At 52.0% G+C, this 23,314-nt stretch carries 22 protein-coding genes and 1 tRNA gene; 4 read left to right on the top strand and 19 right to left on the bottom strand.

The features are described from left to right. Positions 1-2 precede the first annotated feature (2 nt). Genes BCM14_RS08170 through BCM14_RS08205 form a run of 8 tightly spaced genes read right to left on the bottom strand, consistent with a single transcriptional unit; the run spans position 3 to position 8,319 of the window. Positions 3-509: a (2Fe-2S)-binding protein gene (locus BCM14_RS08170; RefSeq protein ID WP_106227526.1), complete on the bottom strand. Its 507-nt coding sequence runs from the start codon at positions 507-509 to the stop codon at positions 3-5. Between the two features lie 2 nt (positions 510-511). Further along, on the bottom strand, positions 512-1,267 hold the full coding sequence (locus BCM14_RS08175; RefSeq protein ID WP_106227527.1) for an ABC transporter ATP-binding protein: 756 nt from the start codon (positions 1,265-1,267) through the stop codon (positions 512-514). After that, positions 1,257-2,042 carry an ABC transporter ATP-binding protein gene (locus BCM14_RS08180; RefSeq protein ID WP_106227528.1) on the bottom strand — a complete coding sequence of 262 codons (786 nt, stop codon included), beginning with the start codon at positions 2,040-2,042 and terminating at the stop codon, positions 1,257-1,259. Before BCM14_RS08180 ends, BCM14_RS08175 begins: the two co-directional genes overlap by 11 nt. Further along, positions 2,039-3,973 (bottom strand): ABC transporter permease, encoded by a 1,935-nt coding sequence (locus BCM14_RS08185; RefSeq protein ID WP_106227529.1) that lies wholly within the window; start codon positions 3,971-3,973, stop codon positions 2,039-2,041. Before BCM14_RS08185 ends, BCM14_RS08180 begins: the two co-directional genes overlap by 4 nt. A gap of 21 nt (positions 3,974-3,994) precedes the next feature. Then, positions 3,995-5,209, bottom strand: a complete 1,215-nt coding sequence (locus BCM14_RS08190) for an ABC transporter substrate-binding protein (protein ID WP_106227530.1) — start codon at positions 5,207-5,209, stop codon at positions 3,995-3,997. Positions 5,210-5,254: 45 nt separating this feature from the next. Further along, positions 5,255-5,839, bottom strand: coding sequence for an amino acid synthesis family protein (locus BCM14_RS08195; protein WP_106227531.1), 585 nt, complete (start codon positions 5,837-5,839; stop codon positions 5,255-5,257). Further along, positions 5,836-6,714, bottom strand: coding sequence for a UPF0280 family protein (locus BCM14_RS08200; protein ID WP_106227532.1), 879 nt, complete (start codon positions 6,712-6,714; stop codon positions 5,836-5,838). Before BCM14_RS08200 ends, BCM14_RS08195 begins: the two co-directional genes overlap by 4 nt. Positions 6,715-6,717: 3 nt before the next feature. After that, positions 6,718-8,319: a 6-hydroxynicotinate reductase gene (locus tag BCM14_RS08205; protein ID WP_106227533.1), complete on the bottom strand. Its 1,602-nt coding sequence runs from the start codon at positions 8,317-8,319 to the stop codon at positions 6,718-6,720. A 261-nt stretch (positions 8,320-8,580) separates the two neighbouring features. Here BCM14_RS08205 and BCM14_RS08210 point away from each other — a divergent pair, with 261 nt between their 5' ends. Beyond that, a complete protein-coding gene (locus BCM14_RS08210; protein WP_106227534.1) occupies positions 8,581-9,252 on the top strand; it encodes a TetR/AcrR family transcriptional regulator in 672 nt (223 codons plus the stop codon). Positions 9,253-9,278: 26 nt separating this feature from the next. Beyond that, positions 9,279-10,469, top strand: a complete 1,191-nt coding sequence (locus BCM14_RS08215) for an amidohydrolase family protein (RefSeq protein ID WP_106227535.1) — start codon at positions 9,279-9,281, stop codon at positions 10,467-10,469. On the opposite strand, the gene phnN is transcribed toward BCM14_RS08215, so the two are convergent. Both phnN and nadC read right to left on the bottom strand, forming a co-directional pair. After that, positions 10,462-12,249, bottom strand: coding sequence for a phosphonate metabolism protein/1,5-bisphosphokinase (PRPP-forming) PhnN (gene phnN, locus BCM14_RS08220; protein ID WP_259673504.1), 1,788 nt, complete (start codon positions 12,247-12,249; stop codon positions 10,462-10,464). The genes BCM14_RS08215 and phnN overlap by 8 nt on opposite strands. Further along, a complete protein-coding gene (gene nadC, locus BCM14_RS08225; RefSeq protein ID WP_106227536.1) occupies positions 12,246-13,076 on the bottom strand; it encodes a carboxylating nicotinate-nucleotide diphosphorylase in 831 nt (276 codons plus the stop codon). The genes phnN and nadC overlap by 4 nt, the downstream gene beginning before the upstream one ends. Positions 13,077-13,284: 208 nt before the next feature. Between nadC and BCM14_RS08230 the strand changes: the two genes are divergently transcribed. Continuing rightward, on the top strand, positions 13,285-14,280 hold the full coding sequence (locus tag BCM14_RS08230) for a tripartite tricarboxylate transporter substrate binding protein (RefSeq protein WP_106227537.1): 996 nt from the start codon (positions 13,285-13,287) through the stop codon (positions 14,278-14,280). A gap of 5 nt (positions 14,281-14,285) precedes the next feature. Here BCM14_RS08230 and BCM14_RS08235 read toward each other — a convergent pair whose 3' ends face one another. From BCM14_RS08235 to BCM14_RS08270, 8 genes are all read right to left on the bottom strand, one after another. After that, on the bottom strand, positions 14,286-15,023 hold the full coding sequence (locus BCM14_RS08235; RefSeq protein WP_106227538.1) for a CPBP family glutamic-type intramembrane protease: 738 nt from the start codon (positions 15,021-15,023) through the stop codon (positions 14,286-14,288). Then, positions 15,020-15,616: an aminoacyl-tRNA hydrolase gene (pth, locus tag BCM14_RS08240; protein ID WP_106227539.1), complete on the bottom strand. Its 597-nt coding sequence runs from the start codon at positions 15,614-15,616 to the stop codon at positions 15,020-15,022. The genes BCM14_RS08235 and pth overlap by 4 nt, the downstream gene beginning before the upstream one ends. A gap of 111 nt (positions 15,617-15,727) precedes the next feature. Then, on the bottom strand, positions 15,728-16,327 hold the full coding sequence (locus BCM14_RS08245) for a 50S ribosomal protein L25/general stress protein Ctc (protein ID WP_106227540.1): 600 nt from the start codon (positions 16,325-16,327) through the stop codon (positions 15,728-15,730). Positions 16,328-16,432: 105 nt separating this feature from the next. Further along, positions 16,433-17,383, bottom strand: a complete 951-nt coding sequence (locus BCM14_RS08250) for a ribose-phosphate pyrophosphokinase (RefSeq protein ID WP_259673524.1) — start codon at positions 17,381-17,383, stop codon at positions 16,433-16,435. A gap of 118 nt (positions 17,384-17,501) precedes the next feature. Next, positions 17,502-17,575 (bottom strand) — tRNA-Gln (locus BCM14_RS08255). A gap of 1 nt (position 17,576) precedes the next feature. Next, positions 17,577-18,479, bottom strand: coding sequence for a 4-(cytidine 5'-diphospho)-2-C-methyl-D-erythritol kinase (ispE, locus tag BCM14_RS08260; protein ID WP_106227541.1), 903 nt, complete (start codon positions 18,477-18,479; stop codon positions 17,577-17,579). 31 nt (positions 18,480-18,510) lie between these two features. Further along, positions 18,511-19,074 (bottom strand): outer membrane lipoprotein LolB, encoded by a 564-nt coding sequence (locus tag BCM14_RS08265; RefSeq protein WP_106227542.1) that lies wholly within the window; start codon positions 19,072-19,074, stop codon positions 18,511-18,513. Further along, on the bottom strand, positions 19,071-20,945 hold the full coding sequence (locus BCM14_RS08270) for a tetratricopeptide repeat protein (RefSeq protein ID WP_106227543.1): 1,875 nt from the start codon (positions 20,943-20,945) through the stop codon (positions 19,071-19,073). Before BCM14_RS08270 ends, BCM14_RS08265 begins: the two co-directional genes overlap by 4 nt. Before the next feature lie 25 nt (positions 20,946-20,970). Here BCM14_RS08270 and mutM point away from each other — a divergent pair, with 25 nt between their 5' ends. Beyond that, complete coding sequence (gene mutM / locus BCM14_RS08275; RefSeq protein ID WP_106227544.1) at positions 20,971-21,798, top strand: bifunctional DNA-formamidopyrimidine glycosylase/DNA-(apurinic or apyrimidinic site) lyase; 828 nt, start codon at positions 20,971-20,973, stop codon at positions 21,796-21,798. Positions 21,799-21,825: 27 nt separating this feature from the next. Here mutM and BCM14_RS08280 read toward each other — a convergent pair whose 3' ends face one another. Further along, positions 21,826-23,241 (bottom strand): FAD-binding oxidoreductase, encoded by a 1,416-nt coding sequence (locus tag BCM14_RS08280; RefSeq protein ID WP_106227545.1) that lies wholly within the window; start codon positions 23,239-23,241, stop codon positions 21,826-21,828. Positions 23,242-23,314: the final 73 nt, after the last annotated feature.

Here is a 23,314-nt window from a genome sequence, read left to right on the forward strand (position 1 = left end):
GCTCAGCGCTCGCGTTGCGCATTCAACACAAGCCGGCTTGAGGCCTTTTTCACGGCCTCAATAATTTCAACATGAGTGCCGCAACGACAAAGATTTCCAGACAAGGCATCACGGATCTGCTGCTCTGTCGGCTCGGGCTGATCTTTTAAAAATGATACTGTCATCATGATCATTCCATTCAAACAATACCCACATTGCGCAGCCTGCGCATCAATGAAGGCCTGCTGCACGGGATGCAAAACCCCGTCTTTTGTTAATCCTTCCAGTGTGACAATCTCTCGATCCCGCATCTTACCCACAGGGATCACGCAGGATCTGGCCGCCACACCATCGACCAACACCGTGCAAGCTCCGCACTGCCCGAGCCCACAGCCATATTTCGGACCATTCAAGTTCAGATCATTGCGCAAGACCGTCATCAAGGAAGTGTCAGGGTCGGCTAACAACTCGTGGGCGACACCATTGACACGCAAACTAACGGTTAGGGGGGAGATGTCAGCCTCACGCATCTTCAGACACTCAGGTACGCACGGCGAACATCTTCGTTTGCTTCGAGCTCTGCCATGCTGCCGTTAAATTGAATCTGGCCTTTTTCGAGAACATACGCACGGTCGCAAACCAACTGGGCGAAATGCAGATTTTGTTCTGAGAGCAAAATACTGACTCCCCGCTGTTTGAGTTCGACGATCATATTGGCCATTTGCTCCACAATGACAGGCGCGACCCCTTCAGAGGGCTCATCGAGCAATACAAGATAAGGATTCCCCATCAGCGTCCTGGCGACCGTGAGCATCTGCTGTTCTCCACCGCTCATTCTGCCACCGCGGCGCCGAGGCATTTCACCTAAGTTAGGGAACAATTTAAATAATTTATCACTCGTCCATACCGGTGCTGCAGTGCCATCTGGCCAAGCGCGTGCAGACTGTCTGCCCACCTCTAAATTTTCCATCACAGTCAGATCGGTAAAAATCCTCCGATCTTCGGGCACGAATCCCAACCCCAGAGAGGCGATCTGATGCGAAGGACGATTTGAAATATCTACCCCCATGAAATTAAGCTCGCCCCGCTTTTTCTCCATCAGGCCCATGATCGCTTTCATCGTGGTGGATTTTCCTGCCCCATTGCGTCCCATCAAGGCTACAACCTCGCCTCGCTTAACATGCAAACCCACGTCATCTAACACTTGTGCCGCGCCATACCAGGCGCAGAGACCTACAACATTGAGTAAGCGTTGTTCTTGATTCGTCTCGATAGGCTCAACCTGCATGCGCACGCTCCGCAGTCTTGTCGAGCTTAAAGGTTTTACCTGTTCCGAAATAGACTTCCTGCACTTTGGGATGATGACGGATTTCATCGGGCTGACCCTGCGCAATCAGCCTGCCTCGCGCCAATACAATCATTCTGTCGGCGTACGCGAACACCACATCCATGCTGTGTTCGGTAAACAGCACTGCCATATTGCGCTCAAGCACGAGTTTTTTGGTCAGTGCCATCAAATCATTTCTCTCTTTGGGCGCCATGCCTGCAGTCGGCTCATCCATCAACAACAAACGTGGCTCATTGGCCAGAGCAATGGCAAGCTCAACGCGCTTAATATCACTGTAAGCCAGAGCGGTGCACGGCCTGTCGGCCTGTTCCAACATACCCACCTGCTCGAGTAGTCGCATAGCCTGTTCACGCCCATGCTTGTTCGCAGGCGACCAGAAAGTAAAGATTTTTTTCTGATGCGACAATAAGGCCATCTGTATATTTTCAACGACAGTCAGAGAGGAAAATGTTTCAGCAATCTGAAACGTTCGTCCCACGCCCTGCCGCCAGATCTGACGAGGAGGCAGACCAACTAATTCAGTTCCATCAAGACTGACTGAGCCACGATCAGCACGGATCTGGCCATTGATCATATTAAAGGTTGTGGACTTGCCCGCGCCATTTGGACCAATCAGCGCGAGCAACTGACCCGCCTGCAACTCGAAATCGATCCCATCGACAGCTTTGACACCACCAAACGATTTACCTAGTCCCACCACTTTCAACAGGCTCATGGTTTGGCTCCAGATTGAGCGCGATCAAAGTCTGGAGTCTTAACTTGTTTTTTAGTTGTCAGTCGCTCAGCGATCAGCTTCGCGTAGCCCGCAACCCCTTGAGGAAAGAGCAAGACAAGCAGAAGAATGATGCCGCCCAGCGTCGCTCGCCAATATTCGGTATTTCGAGCCACGGCATCATGAAGCCATGTAAACAGTACCGAACCAAAGATCGAACCCGATAAGGTTTGAATCCCACCAAGCAGCACCATCACTAGGCCATCTACAGACCTGCCAACACTCACTGCATCAGGCGAAATGCTACCTTTTGAAAAAGTGAATATCGCCCCGGCCAAGCCCGCAAATCCTCCAGCGAATATGAACGCTAGCCACTGCACACACGGTACATTGATACCGATTGCATCAGCCCGCAAGGCTGAGTCACGGCTCGCTCGCATGGCAAAACCAAAGGGTGAAAACAGAATACGCCTGAGCATCCAGATGCTGATGACCACTAACCCGAGTGTCAGCAGAAAATAGTTCTTCTTATCGGCCAACCATGGTTCAGGCCAGACGCCAGTCAGACCGTTACTGCCGCCGGTTAAAGCGTCCCACTGAAAAATAACTGCCCACGTAATTTGTGCGAAGGCAAGCGTTAACATCGCCAGATAAACCCCTGACAACCGCACGCAAAACCAGCCAAAAACAACCGCGCCTAATGCTGCGATCAGTGGTGCAATAAGCAGAGAGGCTTCCATCGGCAAACCTGCTGCACGCACCAACAAGGCAGCGGCGTAGGCTCCCAGTCCAAAATATGCCGCATGCCCAAATGAATGCATGCCAGCAGGACCCATGATGAAATGTAGACTCACAGCAAACAGGGCAGCGATCAGCAAGTCTACCCCCAGCACCACAAAGTAGGGGGATTGCGCAGTTAAAAACGGTGCTAACACCAGCAGCGCCACCAAGCCCCAAACAGCTAACTGTGCACCGCGCGAGCTACGCCGCAAGGGTGCTTCGATTTCTGCAGCGTGACGTGAACGGGATTGCGCACGCCCCATCAGCCCCCAGGGTCGGAAGATCAGTACAACCGCCATCACGAGAAATTCAACGACTAGCGTTAGCTTTGAGAAAGAAATGTGGATGCCAAACAAATCCACAACACCCAGCCAGATACAGATTGCTTTCATTTCTGCAATCAACAGCGCTGCAACATAAGCGCCCGGAATCGAGCCCATCCCACCGACCACGACCACCACAAAGGCGGCCCCAATCGTATTCAGATCCATCTCAAGATTAGCGGGTTCTCTGGGTAACTGCAACGCGCCACCCAAGCCAGCCAGCAGCGCGCCCAACGCAAACACCGCCGTAAATAACCAAGCCTGATTGACGCCGAGGGCGGCCACCATTTCACGGTCTTGCGTCGCGGCACGGATCAGTGTTCCCCAGCGTGTTCGCGTTAATAACAACCATAACGCGCATAACAATACGGGTCCCACAACGATTAAAAACAAATCATAAGAAGGAAATTGTCGGCTGAGAATTTCTACCGAACCCTTCAGTCCCGGCGCTCGAGGCCCAAGAAGTTCTTCCGCCCCCCAGAACCACAACACCGCGTCTTTAATCACAAGAACAAGTGCGAAGGTTGCGAGCAATTGAAATAATTCTGGGGCACGATAGATGCGTCGCATCAGCGATATTTCGATCACGGCGCCAAGCAAGCCCACAATAAGCGGCGACAAAATCAAGGCTGGCCAGAAACCAATTGTCGAAGACAAGATATTGACAAAAGAATAGGCAATATAAATGCCCACCATGAAAAAAGAACCATGGGCAAAATTCACAATTCTGGTGACGCCAAAAATCAGCGACAGACCTGCCGCCACCAGAAAAAGTGAAGAGGCACTCGCTAAACCGTTGAGTAGCTGAACGACGAAACTCGAAAAGTCCATCAGATATTCATACCATCCGGATCAATCGGCGGGACGTAATTTCTTGACGATTTCGGCTGAAGGTAAGACAGCCGCTCCATTTACGTAGCGATAGCCCACCATGACGCCTTTACCGTTATCGTTTTTAGTACGACCCACATAACCACCCATCGTGGACTGATGATCTTCTGCACGATAAACGATCGGACCAAAAGGTGTCGCAACACTCAGCCCTTCAAAGGCAGCGATTAACTTGTCAGTATCTGTGCTTTGCGCTTTTTTGATACCGGCGGCTAAAGAGATAATTGACGAATACCCTACGATCGAACCGAGTCTTGGGTAATCTTTAAATCTATCCTGATAGGCTTTCAAAAAGGCCTGATGCTCAGCTGTCTCGATTCCGTACCACGGATAACCCGTTACCAGCCAGCCATTCGGTGCTTCGTCCTTGAGAGGATCCAGATACTCCGGCTCTCCGGTCAGCAAGCTCACCATATCGCGATCCTTAAACAAGCCACGCGTATTGCCCTCCCGAACAAAGCGAGACAAATCCGCACCGAACAAGACGTTAAAAATAGCGTCTGGTTTTGCGTCGGCTAAGGCCTGCACAACGCTGCCCGCATCAACCTTACCTAATGGAGGCGCTTGTTCGGCCACAAACTCAACATCTGGCTGGGCTTGCTTGAGGAGTTCTTTGAACGTTGCTGCCGCGGATTGACCGTACTCATAATTGGGAAATACAACCGCCCAGCGTTTTCTTTTCATCGCAGCGGCTTCAGGTACCAGCATGGCGACTTGCATATAGGTTGACGGACGTAACCGGAACGTATAGCGATTACCGTTTTGCCACACGATCTTATCGGTTAAGGGCTCACTGGCCAGAAAAAACATTTTTTTCTGCTTTGCGAAATCCGTTAATGCCAAACCAATATGCGAAAGAAATGAACCCGTTAACACATCAACCTTGTCGCGCGACACTAACTCCTCAGCCACCCTCACGGCGTCACCTGGGCTGGCATTGTCATCCCGCGTGATGAGCTCAACTTTTTTACCGTTGAGCCCTCCCGCCGCGTTGATCTGTTCGACCGCGAGCTCCATGCCCTTTTTATAGGATTCAGTAAATGCGGGTTGAGCTTTATAACTATTGATCTCGCCGATTTTGATCACGTCTTCGGCGCAAGCGAACAATGCAGTCGATGCAAGCACGGCTGCGACCAAGCTTTGTCCAACGATCCGGCAGGCAGTACGATGCTTCATGATGTAGTCCTCTAAAAAGGGGTCGAATTCAATGATGTCTACTACTTAACGTAAGCCATCTTTACCGACGATTTCGTGGGCTTGCAGTCCACCGATTCGAGGTAAGGGTCGTCCACTATCCGTTACTGCAACTGCCACTACTATTTCGTTTGCAAACGGCGCGTCAGTTACGCGTGCTTCGATCGCATCAAAATGACTACGTACAAACGCTGCATCTTTATGGCCGAGCGGCACATCGATGGCAGCACCCGGCGCGCCACGCTTTTTGCTCGAGGGGACCAGGGCAGCACCGTGCGAAACCGCTAAGCGCAACGGCGCGCCGAGTTTAGGATGCAAGATCGCCGCCGCGTGTTCGAGTTCACCCGCCTCACCTACGATTGCGGCTTTTCCATAACTTTCAGCTTGCTCAGGTGTAATTCGAAGTGCCGATACACAACGCTCTCCTAGTAACTTACCTAGTTCTTCGCCGACATCCATCAGTTCGCTTAAGTCCTCAACGTACTGACCAGCAAAGGGATTTTGAATCACAGCAATCGCCACGGCCCGACGTGTCGGCTGCGTAAGCGCGCGTCCCATTTCTGTATGCACTTCTTCCACCTGAACAATTATTTTTCGTATCTTCGCTTTCATGTATTCGCCATCCTTGAACAAGTCGACATCTCGGTGCTCGTGACCCAACCTTGGCAGGTTATCACTGCTGAAATAATCAGGCCTTTATTTTTTAACTCCCTTGCCCGCGTCAAGCCTTGCTGCAAAGCAGCATGAATATCGTCTTCACTCAGCGCAGGCACCTCAACCGTGACCAGTATTTCACCCAGATCAGAATCATCTTTAAGCGTGTTGGCTGGAAGACGGACGATGCGCGGATCATCCACATTGACTTCATTGGCAATCACCGTCGCCGCGGCATCGGCGCGGGCAGCCGTACTCGCCAGTACCGTCACACTATCTGCCAGTCCAAGCGAATGACTGCGTCCACGCCAGCCGCTCGTCGCCACGCCCTGAACACCTGAATCCTGCGTGAGCTCAAACACCCCATCTACTGGAATGCCTGCTTGAACCATGCTTTCACTGAGTCGCGACAAATCTGCAAACAGACCGATTTTCAGGCTATGTCCCGGCGCCATATGAACGGCTATATCACCACCATTATTGATCCACGCCCGACTGATGCCCGGCAACCTGTAATCCTCTATCAATGTTTGTGCCACGGCACCCGCTACGGCCGCCATCGGCGTAATGAAGTCGTCTGTGCAGTCATGGCACGCTTGCCACATTGTTTTCGCAATCGGTCCCAGCACAAGACAATCTACTCCAACGGGTTGACGTAACGAAGTCAGCTCGCTCGTCAATTCGTTTAAGACACTTTGGAATCTTTTCCAGGCCGCTGCATGGGCACGCTCCACCGCCGCGTACTCACCCTCAGCGTAAGCGATGATATCGATTGGCCCATGCTGAAAGTGTCGTCGTCCATCCTGCAAAACTGCGGAGATCGGTTCCTGCATCGTTTAGCCCAACATGGGTGGTTGACCGAGAGGCCATGGACTCGCCTCAACTGGCCCGATCCACTTGACTGCCTGAGGAGCACCGTCGTGGTGCCAAGCGCCCTGGCCGACAGACTGCTCAAGCGTGCGCACATAGTCCATATGCCCGCCTAAGCGTTGATAGTCCGAGAGCTTCATACTGAACTCGATCGGTGCCACGATCGCTGGCGTGGGAACGGTGCCAAAGCTGTTATCCGGCATCCGCATCACATCGACCATCACCGTGATCCCCCCTCCCGGCCATACATAAGCCGGCGCGCCACCACACGTCACATTCACCAGTGATTTTTTAATCGCCTGAGTCAACAACACAGGGTTTTCAGTCACACCCGCCCTGAGACTCCCCCCCGCACCAGCCAGGAACATGACACTGGTGAGCGAGGGCTCACAGTTTTCGCCAATTCGATCAACGACCTCCTGCACCTTCGCAGGGATTACTGCTTCCACCGGACGTAGCTGGTCATCCAGTACGTACCAGCTCGCATGCTCACCGGTTGTCGAGGTCATTAATAAACGCAATCCTGGCCAAGCCACTTTTTCGTCCCACCCTTCTATGATGGCTAAAGGGTCAGCAAGATCTGTGCCGCCCCAGCCGGTACCGGGATTCGCAACTTGAAAATACCTGCCCGGTGTGGATCTCCGCCCTCGCATCACGATTCCAGATGCACGCATATCCAGGCATTTGCCCGCCTGATGCTCGGTCAGTACACCGGTGATGTGGTCGTCCACTACCACCACCTCATCCGCCAAGCCTGAAAACTGCAGCGCGAAAATTCCGATCGTTGCCGAGCCACAGCCCACACGCATACGCCGTTCAGTTACGCCGTTCACAATCGGGGCCTGTCCTGCTTGAACAACCAGTTGCGCACCACCGTCGATAGAGAGTTCTACCGAGCCTTTGTTGCCTAGCGCAAGCATGGCTTCCATCGTCACGCGGCCTTCTTTTTTACTGCCGCCGGTCAAGTGATGCACACCACCTAATGAAAGCATTTGAGAGCCGTACTCTGCCGTCGTGACATGGCCAATCACCTCACCTTTGACCCGCACATGCGCCTGTTCAGGCCCCAGGTATCTGTCAGTATCAATTTTGACCTTGAGGCTGCAATAACTAAAAATACCCTCCGTCACGACGGTCACCAGATCCACACCAGATACTTTTGAGGCAACAATGAATGGAGCAGGCTTATAGTCAGGGTATGTCGTAGAGGCACCGACCCCTGTTACGAACACATTCTGATCAAGCAACGGACTCCTCTGAGCAGATGCATGCCCCGCCTTCAGGCTCGAAGCAGCCGACACAAAGTTAACGGGTTCTGACGCAGCCTGTGTGAGTCCTTTCTGTAGGAACACGACCGGGTCCACACGCACTAATATCCCGGCCTGATTGGCGTAGCGATCACAGGCACCGCTTCGCCCCTCGCTGATCTGGCACAGCACTGGACAGGCATTGCAGGCAATTTTTACCTCACTGACTTTCGCATTCCTGAGAACGGCGCGATCTGGAGCTACAGCCGGTGTTTGCACATTCATGTCCGGGAGCCCATCCGTTTTTGTGTGTTCCGTCATATTCCAGGTCGACATTTAGTCAAAAGATTGCGGGAGGCATCGCTTTTTATATTTTTTTAATGTAGCATTCACTAAACATAAAATGTTGCACTTACTACATATTTTTTATTAAATTTAAACCAAATCCCCTTGCCTTGCAACGGTTGAGCAGGTCCTGGCTGACCAAGCCTGAAAGCTTAGTGCTAGAAACTTTGTTCGCGTTCGAGCATTTATGGAACAATACCTCCAGACCGGCGTGACCACTCTCTCATAATTTCAAAGATGACTGTTAAAAAACAGACGGTAACCAACTCTCCACGCAAGACCGGCGCACGCGAGCGAGCAGCAAAAACCACGCGTGACACGATCCTGCGTGCGGCGATAAAGGTTTTTTCAAAATACGGTCTCAGCGGCGGCAGCCTGGAAAAGATTTCTCGGGCAGCTAAATCCCATGACAGAATGATCTATTACTACTTTGGGAATAAGGACGGATTGTTTGTCGCCGCGCTCGAGGAAATTTACCGCAGATTTAATGAAGCAGAAGCCGCCCTAGAGCTCGACCTGAACGATCCCATCGCTTCGATGCGCCTGATTATCGCGTTTATCCTGCACTATTATCGCGATCACCCTGAATTCATCGCCATTCTCAATAGCGAAAATTTGCTGCGAGGACAGCACATATCAAAATCTAGTACTGCAAAAGAATTTTCCATTGCAGCGATCGGTGTCATAGACAGAACCTTGCAGGTTGGCACGCAAAAGGGTTTGTTCCGCCCCGGTCTTCGCTCGCGCGATATCTATTTGATGATCGCCTCACTCGGTTATTTTTATCAATCCAATCGTTTTACGCTCACTGCTTTTCTGGGCGAAAACCTTGAATCGCCAAAGATCTTCTCTGAATGGGAAGACTTTGTTACCCACTCGGTATTGCGCACTTTATTGATTGCAAACTAAAAACAATGTCTCAGGGAGCAGGTTAAATGGCAGAAGTACAAAGTTCAGAGAGCGCCGGCAAAGTCGTGATTAGAAATATTGGCTTGCTTTTGTCTGGCGATATTGACCAGCCTATTCTTGATGCGGACACGATCGTCTCGGTTGATGGCATCATCACCGCAGTTGGAAAAGAAAAAGACTGCGATATCAGCCATGCGAAAACAGTGATCGATGCGCGCAAGACTTGTATCGCGCCAGGATTAATTGACAGCCATGTTCACCCCGTCTTTGGCGACTGGACGCCCAGGCAAAACCAGCTGGGCTGGATTGAATCCACCATGCACGGTGGCGTCACAACAATGATCTCTGCCGGAGAAGTCCATCTGCCCGGCAGACCAAAAGACATTGTCGGCTTAAAAGCGCTGGCGATTACTGCACAGCGTGCCTTTGACAATTTTCGTCCTGGCGGTGTGAAGGTTCTGGCGGGTGCACCTGTGATTGAAAAGGGTATGGTTGAACAGGACTTTAAAGAGCTGGCTGAGGCTGGTGTCACGCTTCTGGGTGAAGTAGGACTAGGTTCCGTGAAGGCGGGCGAAGAAGCGCAACGCATGGTCGCATGGGCGCGTAAATACGGAATCCAGAGCACCATCCATACGGGAGGCCCCTCCATTCCGGGCTCGGGACTGATTGACAAGGATGTCGTCCTCGAAGCCGACGCAGATATCATCGGCCATATCAATGGCGGCCATACCTCACTTTCCGAACAACACGTCTGCGAGCTATGCGAAAAATCCTCACGCGGGATCGAGATTGTTCACAACGGTAATGAGAAAATTGCCATCGCAGCCGCACAAGCAGCCATTGCACTCAAATGCCCTCACCGCGTGATACTCGGAACAGATGGCCCTGCGGGCTCAGGTGTTCAGCCCTTAGGTATGTTGCGTATGATTGCCTTGCTCTCGAGTCTGGGCAACATTGCACCTGAGCTTGTGCTGTGTTTTGCGACCGGTAACACGGCGAAAATGCGCCAGCTGAACTGTGGTCTGATCGAACCCGGGCGCAGCGCTGATTTCGTCATCATGGATCGCGCGCAACACACGGCAGGTCGGGATCTGCTCGAAAGCTTAAGCCTGGGCGACATACCTGGCATTGGTATGGTCATCATTGATGGGATTGTGCGTTGTTGCCGCAGTCGCAATACGCCGCCAGCGACTGAAATACCGCATGTCATTAATTAATTCTGTAGCCGCTGTCTTGTTGCGCTGCCTGCACGGCGAGCGCCAATCTGGCTGGGTCGCTCGCTTGTACGAGATACAAACTTTCACCCGCTTGAACCTGCTCGCCAGCTGATTTCAATAAATCAACCCCTGCGAGGTGATCGGTGGGAGCACCCGCGGTACGTGCAATGCCGGAGATTACAAAGCCATCTATTCGCCTGATCGTGCCCGCAGCCCTAGCCTGGATTGCCTCACGCTTAACGTTTGAAAAATCGTAATCAGTCTGACGGCCCTGCTTGTCTATTATCCTGTCGAGCGCTTGTCGTGCTGCCCCACTGGCGAGCAACTCATACGCTCTTTTTCGTCCCGCCTGAACAGAGCCTACGCTTTCGTCCAAAGCCAATATCTGACTGGCGTAAAAAAGTGATTTTTCTAACAGATCACTGGGTGCCTCAGGGGAGTGATCGAGCACTTGCAAGACATCCCTGACCTCCAGGGCAGGACCGATACCTCGACCAATAGGTGAGTCCCCATCCGTCGCAAAGGCTTTCACCACCAGCCCTAGCTGCTGTCCCACTCTTTCAAACAGCTGAGCCAGACTCTCCGCATCTTCTTTTGATTTAACCTTACCTGACGACGTGTAGGGAATATCAATCACCACATGGGTTGAACCTGCCGTATATTTTTTTGACAAAATTGATGCAACAGACCAGGATCTCGTGTCCAGCCCAAGTGGTCTCGTGAGGGCGTTCATGACCTCATCGAGTATCGAATGGTTGAGTTTGCCGTTCCAGGCGATACAAGCGTTTGTTTCAAGCACACAAGCCCTGAGCTCAGCGGGCGTGAGATCGACTTTTGCAAGGACCTCCATTGCGTCTGCCGTACCTGCCGCAGAAGTGATTGCTCTGGAAGACGTCTTTGGAATAAGTAACCCATGCGCCGCGATAATAGGGATGACCACCATCGTGACTCGGCTGCCTGGAATCCCACCCATTGAGTGTTTATCGACAACCATTCCGCTTGGCCAGCTAATGCGGGGCACGGTTTGCGAACGTGCTTTGGCAATCGAAATAATCTCTTCTAACTGCAAATCGTGAGTGCAAGCAATCAGGAAAGCGTGCAGAGCAGATTCTGTATGCTCGTGGTTGACAATTGCTTTGATCAACTCCTGATACTCTGAGTCGGTCGGCACACCACCAGCAATTTTTTTATACACCGCGCGCAACGATGGTGGTGCAAGATTGACTCGCGTCAATAATGCTGCCACAAAACGCTCGATCCCCACTTCAAGTGTTAGGTCATTCGTGACACGGATAACCTCTACCTGCGAGGGAAATTCTTGCGTTTTTCTTGCGAGTCGCTTTGCAACATCATCGGGCTTCTCGCGCCCCCTTGCAACTAATCGATTCATTAGCACCTCTGCAGGCGCAGTGATTTCAACGACAATCAGAGAAGGAATTTGTTGCGCAAGTTGCGCAATCATTGCACGCGATCCATTTGCAATCACGTGTCTACCCGAAGCAAGCTCTTGCTTGAGCTGTGCGGACAGGCCGTAATGTAAACCATGTGCTTGCCAGGCAATCAAAAACTCTTGATTAGCCTGCCTGGCCAGAAACTGCTCGGTCGTACACGCCTCATGATCCTCGCCGGGTGAACCCGCCGGTCGCGTGATGACACGCCGCGCATAAATAAAATTTTCAGCAGGCAACAGCTTCCGGGCACCATCAATCAAACTATCTTTACCAGCCCCACTCGGGCCGACAATAAAGAAAAAGCAACCCGGCAAGGCGTTGCGCATCATTCATCTAGTCCAATATCGACGATGGGTGCGGCCTGCGTGATCTTGCTGGTTGAAATGTAGTCTACGCCAGTCAGTGCTATCTCGCGAATCGTGTCGATCCTGATACCGCCAGAGGCTTCAATCTTTGCGCGACCATCAATTATTTTGACGGCAGTTGTCATGTCAGCAATCGACATGTTGTCGAGCATAATCACGTCGACCCCGGCTTCAAGCGCCTCAGCCACTTGATCTAACCGATCACACTCGACTTCTATCTTCGTCAGCACAGGTAGATTTTTACGTGCCCGTTCGACCGCTTTTACGATGCTGCCGGCAATGGCGATGTGATTATCTTTCAACATTACGCCATTATCCAGACCAAGACGATGATTCAAGCCACCACCACAAGTTACCGCATGTTTTTCGAGCATCCGCAGACCCGGTGTTGTTTTTCTTGTATCAATCAGACGGGTTTGTGTACCCTCAAGTGCTTGCTTGTAACGCGCTGTTTCGGTCGCAATCCCGCATAACAACTGCAGGATATTTAAGGCGGGGCGCTCTGCCGTCAAGATACTGCGAGCAGGCCCAGACACCGTGAGGATGCGCTTACCCTTTTCGACTTTATCACTGTCTTTCACCAGACACGTGACCTGCAGTCTCGCGTCATAACGCGTCAAAAGTCGGGCCGCGACCTGTATGCCAGCAATGATCATCGGCTCACGCGCGTTCATATGGAAGGTACCGACAGCATCTTCATCAATCATGAGTTGCGCAGTCAAATCGCAACAACCAATGTCTTCGGTCAACCACAGATCGATCAATCGGTCTGTTTGAAAAATGTCATACATAAAACGACCCCTTTGACTGTAGGTGCTGCATGATTTCTGCTGCTAAAGAATATTAATGTAGCAAACGCTACATTTTTTTCTATATTAAATTAATTTCATTTTTTCTGCAATCTGCAGTAAAACTAGATTGTTATTGCAATTGAGAAATCGCTTATTGATATTTTTCTAATATCCTCTAAGCGAAAGACACACACAGGAATCCTTGATTATGCGTCATGCTCTTGCCTTCAAAGCGATACAAGCTCTTGCAATACTGACATATGGACTCGGTGCCATTTCCCAGGCTGCCGCACAAGAAAAGGCAGAGCAATTCCCCAGCAAACCCATCAACATTACTGTCACCTTTCCTCCCGGAGGCGGGACTGATGTGTTAGCGCGACTGATTGGCAATTACTTGCAAGACAGCACCGGACATTCCGCAATTGTTGAAAATCGTCCTGGCGCCAGCGGAAACTTAGGCGCTCGATATGTAGCGGGGCGTGCGCCCGACGGCTACTCGTTACTGATGGTAAACAGTTCTTTTGCTGTAAACCCCGGCGTGTTCAGCAACTTAGCTTTCGATCCAAAAAAGGATTTTGTTCCCATCATCAATGTAGCGTTTGTTCCATCCGTACTGATTGTGCCAAGCGACTCACCGTATCAATCTTTATCTGACATGCTCAATGCGGCAAAACCTGAAAAGAATTCGGTTTCCTACGGATCCTGCGGTAACGGGACTCCCCAGCATCTTGCTGGAGAAATGTTGAATATCAGCGCCAAAACGCATATCACCCACATCCCATACACGGGATGTGGACCAGCACTGAAAGACGTGCTGGGAGGTCAAGTTCCGATGGCGATTATTACTGCGTCCAGTGCGAGCGCACAAATACAGGCTGGACAGGTACGTGCGCTTGCCGTCACGTCGCAAGAGCGCTCACCACTGATGCCAAACATCCCAACGGTTGCAGAACAAGGCTATCCCGGCTATCAGTTGAACCAATGGCATGGTTTGCTCGCACCAGCGGGTACGCCTGTGGCTATTCAGAAAAAGCTCTATGACGACCTGGTTAAAGTGCTGGAGCGTCAAGAGATCAAAGACAAACTTGCCTCGCTCGGATACACCCCTGCAAAAGATGGTCCGTCTGCATTTCAGCTCATTCTGAATTCAGATATCGACCGCTTTGCTATGTTGACGAAAGAGATTGGATTGAGGGCAGATTGAATTTTTTACTCTGCATACTGTAAGGCTACCCAGGCCACACAAAGCGGCCCCGCATTAAACAGACCGTGCAGCAGGATTGAGGCTCCAACCCCTCGCTGCACTCGTATCCAGCCAAGTACCAGACCAGTCAGCCATTGGGGCGTCACCAAAATCATCATCACCCACCACTGCACATCGCCGAATACATAATTACGAAGGTGGACAGCTGCAAAAGCCAAGGCGACGAGATGAAAAACCCACGGAAATACCTTGTGATAACGTCGCCCCCACCTAAACACCCAAGCCCGAGGCTCGGCAGAGAAGTAACTGATAAAGAGAAGCAAAGCAACTGTCAGTGCCAAGAGCACGGAGGCCCAACTTTGAAGACCATAGACCAGAACAACCCCCATAGAGGGAGTAACCCAAAACAGGCTTAGCGGTCTTCGCAGGCAGTACCTGAACAGTAGCTCCTCCACTAGGGGAGCCCATAAAATTGCCTGCAACCAAGGCAGATCATTGACATTGATCCGATGCGTCGCACCACTCGCTTCAAAAGCTTCGAGAACAAGCGGGCCCAACACAAAAATATTCAGTATCCATAACGTGGCAGCCCAAGCGAATAATCGACCCATGCCAAGACCGGGAAACCAATCGCGCAGACGCCCTGCTAAGGGTGGCGCGACGCGAAGCGTACGTTTCAAATGGGGACTGAGGATAAACCGGAAGCAAGCACGCCACTCCGCTCGCAAGCGCTGTGTCGTCATGCGGGGTTGTCGCGATGAAGTTGCTCAGTCGCTTTGACAAAATCTCCCGCCAGCAATAAAGGCATCACAGCGCGACAGCGTGTGATTGCACCATCAATCATCGTCTGATCTTCGCGGCGAGGGGGATGCAAGACAAAATCTACAACTTGTTGCTGCAGGTTCAAGGTTCTGGGATGCCCGATACCGATTCGCATCCGCCAGAAGCCCAGATCCCCCAGCGCGGCAGCGATATCCTTTAAGCCATTATGACCAGCGTGACCGCCACCAAGTTTGACTTTGACTTGACCAGGTAACAAATCCAGCTCGTCGTGGAGGACCAAGATAGCCTCGGGTTTGAGCTTGTAAAAACGGGCTAAAGCACCCACACATTGCCCCGAGCGATTCATATACGTTTGGGGCTTAGCGAGAAATATTTGCTCCCCGTGAACTCGCGCCTTGGCGACTGAGCCGGCAAAGGATTTTTCTAAGGTGAACGAGCAACTGAGATCACGCGCAACTTCGTCGGCCAACCAGAAACCCGCGTTGTGCCGGGTTCGTTCGTAATCTGTACCCGGGTTACCGAGTCCGACGATCAATTTGATTGGTGTTGACATGAGCGGGCTTGAAACCAAGCGATGAGTCAAACGAAAAATGAAGCGCTGCAAACAAAAACCTCATCCAAGCTAAGCAGGGATGAGGCTTTAATCACTGCAGTGATCGACGCTTTAAGCAGCTGTATCAGCAGCAGCTTCGTCTTTACCACCACCTTTCACAACGGCTGTAACGAGTACAGGATTGGTATCGGTACCGTGGGGGACGTAGCTTACGCCCTTGGGTAACGTGATCTCAGCCAGATGGATTGAGGCGCCCCCAATCAGCTTGGACAAGTCGACCTCGATGAAAGCAGGCAAATTCGCAGGCAAACAAGCGATATCGATCTCATTAAAGATATGAGAAATGATGGCAGCACTGAGTTTCACGGCAGGTGAGGTTTCGGCGTTGATAAAGTGCAGTGGCACTTTAGTATGCAAAATCTGATCCGCAGAAACGCGCTGGAAATCAACGTGCATGACCAATTGCTTATATGGATGCCATTGAACAGCACGCAGCAGCACTTGCTGATCGTGACCTTCAATTTTCATATCCAAAATGGATGAGTGAAACGTCTCTTTGCGCAGAGCGTGATAGATTTCATTGTGATCGAGTTCAACGTTCAGCGGTTGGTCTTTACCACCGTACACGATGGCCGGAACACGACCCGCGTGGCGCAGGCGGCGGCTCGCACTCGATCCCTGTACGCTACGTAATGTTGCATTGAATTGCATGGTAGATACTCCAAAATAAGCGCAATCGCGCCGGTTGTTTAGACAACGACCGAAAACCAGTCGCTGTTATGTTGGCTCGCCGCGACCAGCGAACCAAGCATTCTTTTAATCGACGAACAGTGAGCTAACTGACTCTGCGTTCGAGATTCTCAAAATAGTTTCACCTAACAAAGCCGCACAAGATAATGCGCGAATTTTAGGGCAGGCTTTCGCCTCATCCGACAAGGGGATGGTGTCGGTTACAACCAATTCATTTAGCTCTGAGGCGGCAATGCGTTCAACTGCACCGCCTGACAAAACTGAGTGCGTGCAGTAGGCATAAACCGCCCCTGCGCCGCGCTCTTTCAAAGCTTGTGCTGCTTTACACAGGGTGCCTGCCGTATCGACCATATCATCCATGATCAAACAGGTGCGACCGTCTACCTCGCCAATGATATTCATGACTTCGGATACGTTTGCCCGCGGACGGCGTTTATCAATAATCGCCAGATCAGCTTCAAGCTGCTTGGCCAGCGCCCGAGCCCGGACCACGCCCCCAATGTCAGGCGATACCACTACCAGGTTCGACAGGTTGCGGCGCCAGATGTCACCCAATAAAATCGGACCCGCATAAATATTATCAACCGGTATATCAAAAAAACCTTGGATCTGATCTGCATGCAAGTCCATGGTCAGCACGCGATCAACGCCAACTACTTGCAACATATTTGCGACGACTTTAGCCGAAATCGCAACACGCGCTGAACGAGGACGACGGTCTTGACGGGCATAACCAAAATACGGGATCGCGGCGGTAATGCGGCGGGCAGAAGCACGTCTTAGCGCATCGACCATGACCATGACTTCCATGAGGTTGTCGTTGGTGGGCGCACAAGTTGGCTGCAACACAAACACGTCTTTGCCGCGAACGTTCTCGTTGATCTCAACCATCACCTCGCCATCAGAGAAACGTCCCACGGACATTTTACCGAGTGACATATCAAGATGGTTAACGACATCAACAGCCAGCCTAGTATTGGCTGTGCCGGTGAAAATCATGAAACTATCAGTACCCATGGCTAAGGCAATCGCAGACAAAGAAACAGCATCAAATGAAAAAGCTGCTGAACCTACTAACGCAGATCAAGCTTTTTATATGCTTGACGGGCCAAGTTCAACAGCTTCGCAGTGTGGGCTGGGGAAGAAGGATTCGAACCTTCGCATGCCGGAATCAAAATCCGGTGCCTTAACCAGCTTGGCGACTCCCCAACTAACTTTCTAACCAGTGCCGCAGTGGGTGTTCAGTTAACCCGCTACAAGCAAATATAGCCTGTATCGGTACTTGCTGACTACCGCCTGCAACAGCGGTAACTTCTTTATGCAATTCATTCAGTATTTTCTGACGAACCAACTGAGCCTCGTCTGGATCAGTGGACTGTGTAAAAAAACAAGCCCCAGACCCTGTCATCCGAGCATGACAACCGGCTTTAACAAGCCATTTGTACACGTCTTGCATAACGGGGTACATACTCAGAACAACCGGCTGTAGGTCATTGTGACCAAAACCAACTGGATTGCCAGAAAAGTCCGTTATTTTGACCTGTGGCGTGTTTCTTGTCAAATCACTAGACTGGAAAACACCTACGGTGGGGACATTTTGCACGGGTTGAATCACAACGTAGGCCTGAGGGGGCAGGTCAACCGCTGTCAAGCGCTCGCCGATGCCTTCCGCAAACGCATTTTGCCCAAAAATAAATACGGGGACATCCGCACCGAGCTCAAGACCAATCTGCATGAGCGCCTGGCGGCTTAAACCAGTTTGCCAGAGTCGGTTAAGCGCAATTAAGACCGTCGCCGCATCGCTTGATCCACCACCTAAACCACCTCCGGTGGGGATTCTTTTATCCACTCGAATCGCTGCGCCTCGTTTCACACCCGTGACACGCTGCAATGCTTTGGCAGCCCTCACCACGAGGTCATCATGCGGCGCAACCCCAGGCATGTCGCTCTCTCGGATAATTTCAGAGGAGTCCGTTGCATCGATGTGAATGGTATCTGCCAAATCAATGAACCGGAAGACCGTTTGAAGCAAATGGTATCCATCAGCGCGACGGCCCACGACATGCAGAAACAAATTCAGCTTAGCGGGTGCAATCAGATCGTAAAGCATGATGTGTCAGTGAACAGTGATGAATAATTGACAATCAATCAACGATCAAACGGATCGAGAGCTGTTGACCGGCGAGATCCCGCCTGAGTGCAATTGCCCGTGGCCCGAGACCATCGTACTTTGACAGATTGACCTGCCAGCCATCTTGCGTAAATCCCGTCAGATGCCCCAATTCATCCCGGCTCAAGTCTCGAACAGTACTGGCAGCGTGTTTACTTAACCGTCCCCTTAACCAATCGCGCAAATCCGATACCGGCATGTTCTGACCAATCGCGATCTGTATCAGTTCATCCGGACTGGTTGCGCTGATCGTCTCCCCGTTAGATCGAGTCAATACCGCCTCGCGAGAATTAACGCTAACCCGGGCGAGCGTGCCCCCCATGGGTGAAATCAAATCCAATAACAACGTGTTACCCCGATCTTGCCAGGCAAAGCCACCCTGACTGTTCTCGGGATTTTGGTTAAATCTTTGAGACTGAACGGCAAACCGACCTGATCGAGCAAAGTCAGCAGTTGACACTGGTGCGGGTATTTCTGTGACTGCACAACCTGCTAAAAGCATGAGCCCTAAAGCAATGGCCAACACCCAACGAATCAAGGTGCGACCCCGAATCGCTTCATCGTCTCGACCAAAGTCGCGTTGCCGGCCTCTTTGGCAAGCCCTTCTCGCCACAGCGCACGCGCTTTGTCTTGGTCCCCTTGAGCCCAGTAAACCTCGCCCAGATGAGCAGCGATATCCGCCTCTGGGCGTTTTACATACGCGCGCATTAAGATTTGCACCGCAGCGGGATAGTCGCCCATTCTGAACTTGACCCAACCCAGGCTATCCATAATGAAAGGATCGTTCGGCGCAAGTTCACTCGCCTTATTGAGCAAGATCAATGCCTCATCGAGACGGATATTGCGATCGGCCAGTGCGTAACCCAAGGCGTTGTAGGCGTGAGCATGACGTGAATCAAGAACAATGACTTGCCTGAGCAGTCGTTCCGCCTCAGGTAAGTTGTTTTGCTGCTCGTACAACATAGCTAGATCGTATTTGACGCTTTTCGAGCTGCCTCTTTCTTTGTCAGCTGCTTGCAAGCGTTTGATTGCTTCGTCGATTCTCTTTGCGTTTCGAAGCACTTGACTGGTTGTCACCAGAACCACGTCAGCAGACTCGTCGTCCTCAGGCTGAGCCGCATCAAGAATGGCTACCGCCTCATCGATACGGCCTTGTTTGCCACGAATAACGGCCTGACGCATTTGCGCGGCAAAGACCGCATTCGATGGATCTTTGATCAACGACAAATCAGCATAGGCTTCGTCGAACTTGCCGATCTCTTCTAAGACACCCGCACGAAACTGATAGGCATCCGATAAAGCAACCCCTGCATCAGACGCACCATCTGGGCCGGCACTTTTGCGCTGAGTTTGCACGTTAATGAACTGATCGATGAATTTTTTTGCGTCCTGCCATTGCTTGGCACGCGCAGCCAACTGCGCTTGCACAAACAACAGTTCAAAATCTTCAGGAGCGTTACGCAACATGCTTTGCACTTCAGCCATTGCCTCACTGTAGCGGCCGCGCTCGGACAGTTGACCTGCGAGCAAGAGCCGCACTCGGCGCGCCTTGGGCTGTCTTTTTGTAAACGCGGCAACCTCAGCCATGGCACCATCTGCATCGACGGACATCCCGTACTCAAGAACTCGAGCCGCTGCGTCTTCAGAGTTAGGGTTGGCTCCCAGCGCAATACGCGCCTCAGCAAGTGCTTGCTTTGAATCGCCAGACGATTGCGCCATGTCAGCCAGAGCAAGCCGAGCAGCCGGTAGATTTTTGACTGAACTCTGATTGATCGCTTCAGACAAGATGCTGAAGGCTTCTTGCTTATTTTGCATTCGAGCAAGCGTTGTCACAGCCTGAGTGATTGCAGCTGGTTTGTCAGTGGATTTATCGATGCGCTTGCGCAAAGCTTGCGCCAAACCAGTTGTTTGACCAGCAGCCGCACCCAGCGCCAATTCAGTTGAGACGGCCTCATCGTCGTTCGGGGCAATTCGCAGCCAAGTGCGGCTCGCGTCGAGCGCACCTGTCAAATTGCCGCCAGCCAGATAAAACTCGAGGGAGCGTCTTGCCAAGCGCGGATCGGCGGTCTCGCGAGCCAAGTCGGCCAGCGTATTGCCGGCGGCAAGGTAATTGCCCCGCTGAGCCGCGATTTCTGCGGCCAGAATTTTGAACAAGATGGTGCCAGTTAACGTAACATCTGGCAATTGATTGGCGTGCAGCCGAATCACCTCGGTTTCAGATTTCGCCCGCCCGCCGTTGGGGCCAGTCGCTTGCGCTAAAGCCCCCGCAGATGCCTGAACGGCGACTGTACAGCCAGCGCTCAGCAGAAGGCGAGCGCCCAACTGCCTTGAAAAAAACTGAGTAACGCCAAGGGATTTAGGGGTGAACTTCACGCGAGACGACCGGTTGATGGCACAATGATTTGACATAGTCTTTGGATGTTAGCACTTACCCATGCCCGAACTACCAGAAGTTGAGACAACCAGAAGGGGAATAGATTCCATCGCGACCGGCCGCCGCCTGCTGGAAATGGTGGTTCATGAGCACCGCATGCGATGGCCTATACCCAAAGAATTGCCGGGATACGTTCAAAACCAGACCGTGCGGGCCTGCCGCCGTCGTGGCAAATATCTGCTGATCGATTTCGATGCCGGGACAATGATTATCCATCTGGGCATGTCAGGATCCCTGCGAAGCGTCCAAAAAGGTTCACTGCTTCGCACCCACGATCATGTCGAACTGCACTTCGGCCATCAAACGTTAAGGCTGCACGATCCGCGCCGTTTCGGCTCAGTGCTTTGGCATCCCTTTGAGAACGGCCCTGTTGAGACGCATCCCCTGTTAGCCAAGCTGGGCATAGAACCGTTCGATCCGCAATTTGACGCAAGCTTATTGCACCGAGGCCTCGCCAATCGTCAAATGCCCATCAAACAGGCTTTGCTCGCCGGTGACGTCGTTGTCGGGGTAGGCAATATTTACGCCTCCGAGAGTCTGTTTCAAGCCCGTATCAATCCTAAAACTAAGGCGGGCCGGATATCGCTGGCCAGATGCGAAAAATTAGTCGTCGCCATTAAAAACACGCTCGACGCTGCGCTCACTTCGGGCGGCAGCACCTTGCGTGACTATGTCAATGCGACGGGTGAGCCCGGCGCCTATTTCACGCTGCATGGCGCAGTCTACGAACGCGCCGGCCAGCCCTGTAAGGTTTGTGAAACGCCGATCAAGAAGATCGTTCAAGGACAGCGTGCCACGTACTACTGTGCTAATTGTCAAAAAGCCTGAGGTCGCTGCAAACCAGACCTCCTCGCTTCAACTTTGCAATATCTTGCCGGGATTCATTAGATTATCCGGGTCAAGCGCGCGCTTGATTCGTTTCATGAGTGTCAACTCGAGCTCGCTCTTGTAGCGCGGTAATTCGTCCCGTTTGAGCTGACCGACACCATGCTCGGCGCTGATCGAACCCTGGTGAGCGTGCACACTATCGTGAACAATTTGATACACCTCATATTGACGGTTCATGAGATCTTCTTCAGTTTGATCTGGCGCATTCGCAACGTTGTAGTGCAGATTACCGTCACCCAGATGACCAAAGATGATGTGTTTAATCCCTGGAAACGAGGCTTGCAAAGCTGCGTTGGTGGTTCGGACAAACGCTGCGATCACTGAAATCGGAATCGACACATCATGTTTGATGCTTTTACCCAGCTCAGCCTCTGACAGCGGAATACTCTCGCGCAGGTGCCACATTGCTTTGCTTTGCGCAATGTTTTCGGCAATTGCGGCGTCGGTAATCAAGCCGTCTTCAATCGCAGCACCCAACACGGTCTCAAAGCGTTCTTGCGCGTGCTCAGCGCTTTCACTATCCGACAGTTCAAGCAAGGCAAACCAGGGCGATTTAGCTGAAGGGCCATCAAACGGAATACGTTGCTGGGGGTACAACTTCACTACCCCTTCCAGCACATGGCCTTCCATCACTTCAAAGCCAGTGAGCGACGCGCCAAAACCAGCGCGTGCTCGTGACAAGAATGCGACCGCATCCTCCAGCGTGTTCAAAGCCAGCATAGCGGTTCGTTGCGCAACGGGCAACGGGTAGAGCTTCATTGCGGCCGCGGTGATGATACCAAGCGTCCCTTCGCTACCAATGTACAAATCACGTAAGTCATATCCAGTATTGTCTTTACGCAAGCCGCGCAACCCGTGCCAGATTTCCCCTTCGGCGGTTACCACTTCAAGGCCCAGAGTGAGTTCACGTGCGTTGCCGTAGCGCAAGACCTGAGTGCCACCAGCGTTGGTGGCCAGATTACCGCCAATGGTGCAACTGCCTTCAGCTGCCAGACTGAGCGGAAACAATCGTCCCGCACCACGCGCAGCCTCCTGTAGCGATTGCAAAATACAGCCAGCCTCGACAACCATCGTGTCATTATCCGTGTCGATTGACCGCACCTGATTCATTCTGGCGAGCGAAATCACCACTGCCTGACCCGACTGATCGGGTGTGGCGGCCCCGCAAAGACTGGTATTGCCGCCCGAGGGGACGACCGGAGCACGATGCAAGGCGCACAACTTGACGACCTTAGCCACCTCTTCAGCACTGGCCGGTCTGACCACCGCCTGAGCTTGGCCTTGAAACCGTCCACGCCAATCCGTCAAGTAAGGCGCAGCAAGCTCGCCCGTCAAAACCTGCTCTGATCCAAGCAAATCTTGCAATGACTCAACTAAATTCATTTCTACTCCCAAAATCTTAGGTCCGTCCTTGGCTCAAGGGGGATGTATGGCAAAATTGACAAATTGCCAAGCC

Origin of the sequence: Jezberella montanilacus (genome assembly GCF_003003055.1) — a bacterium.
GTDB lineage: Bacteria > Pseudomonadota > Gammaproteobacteria > Burkholderiales > Burkholderiaceae_B > Zwartia > Zwartia montanilacus.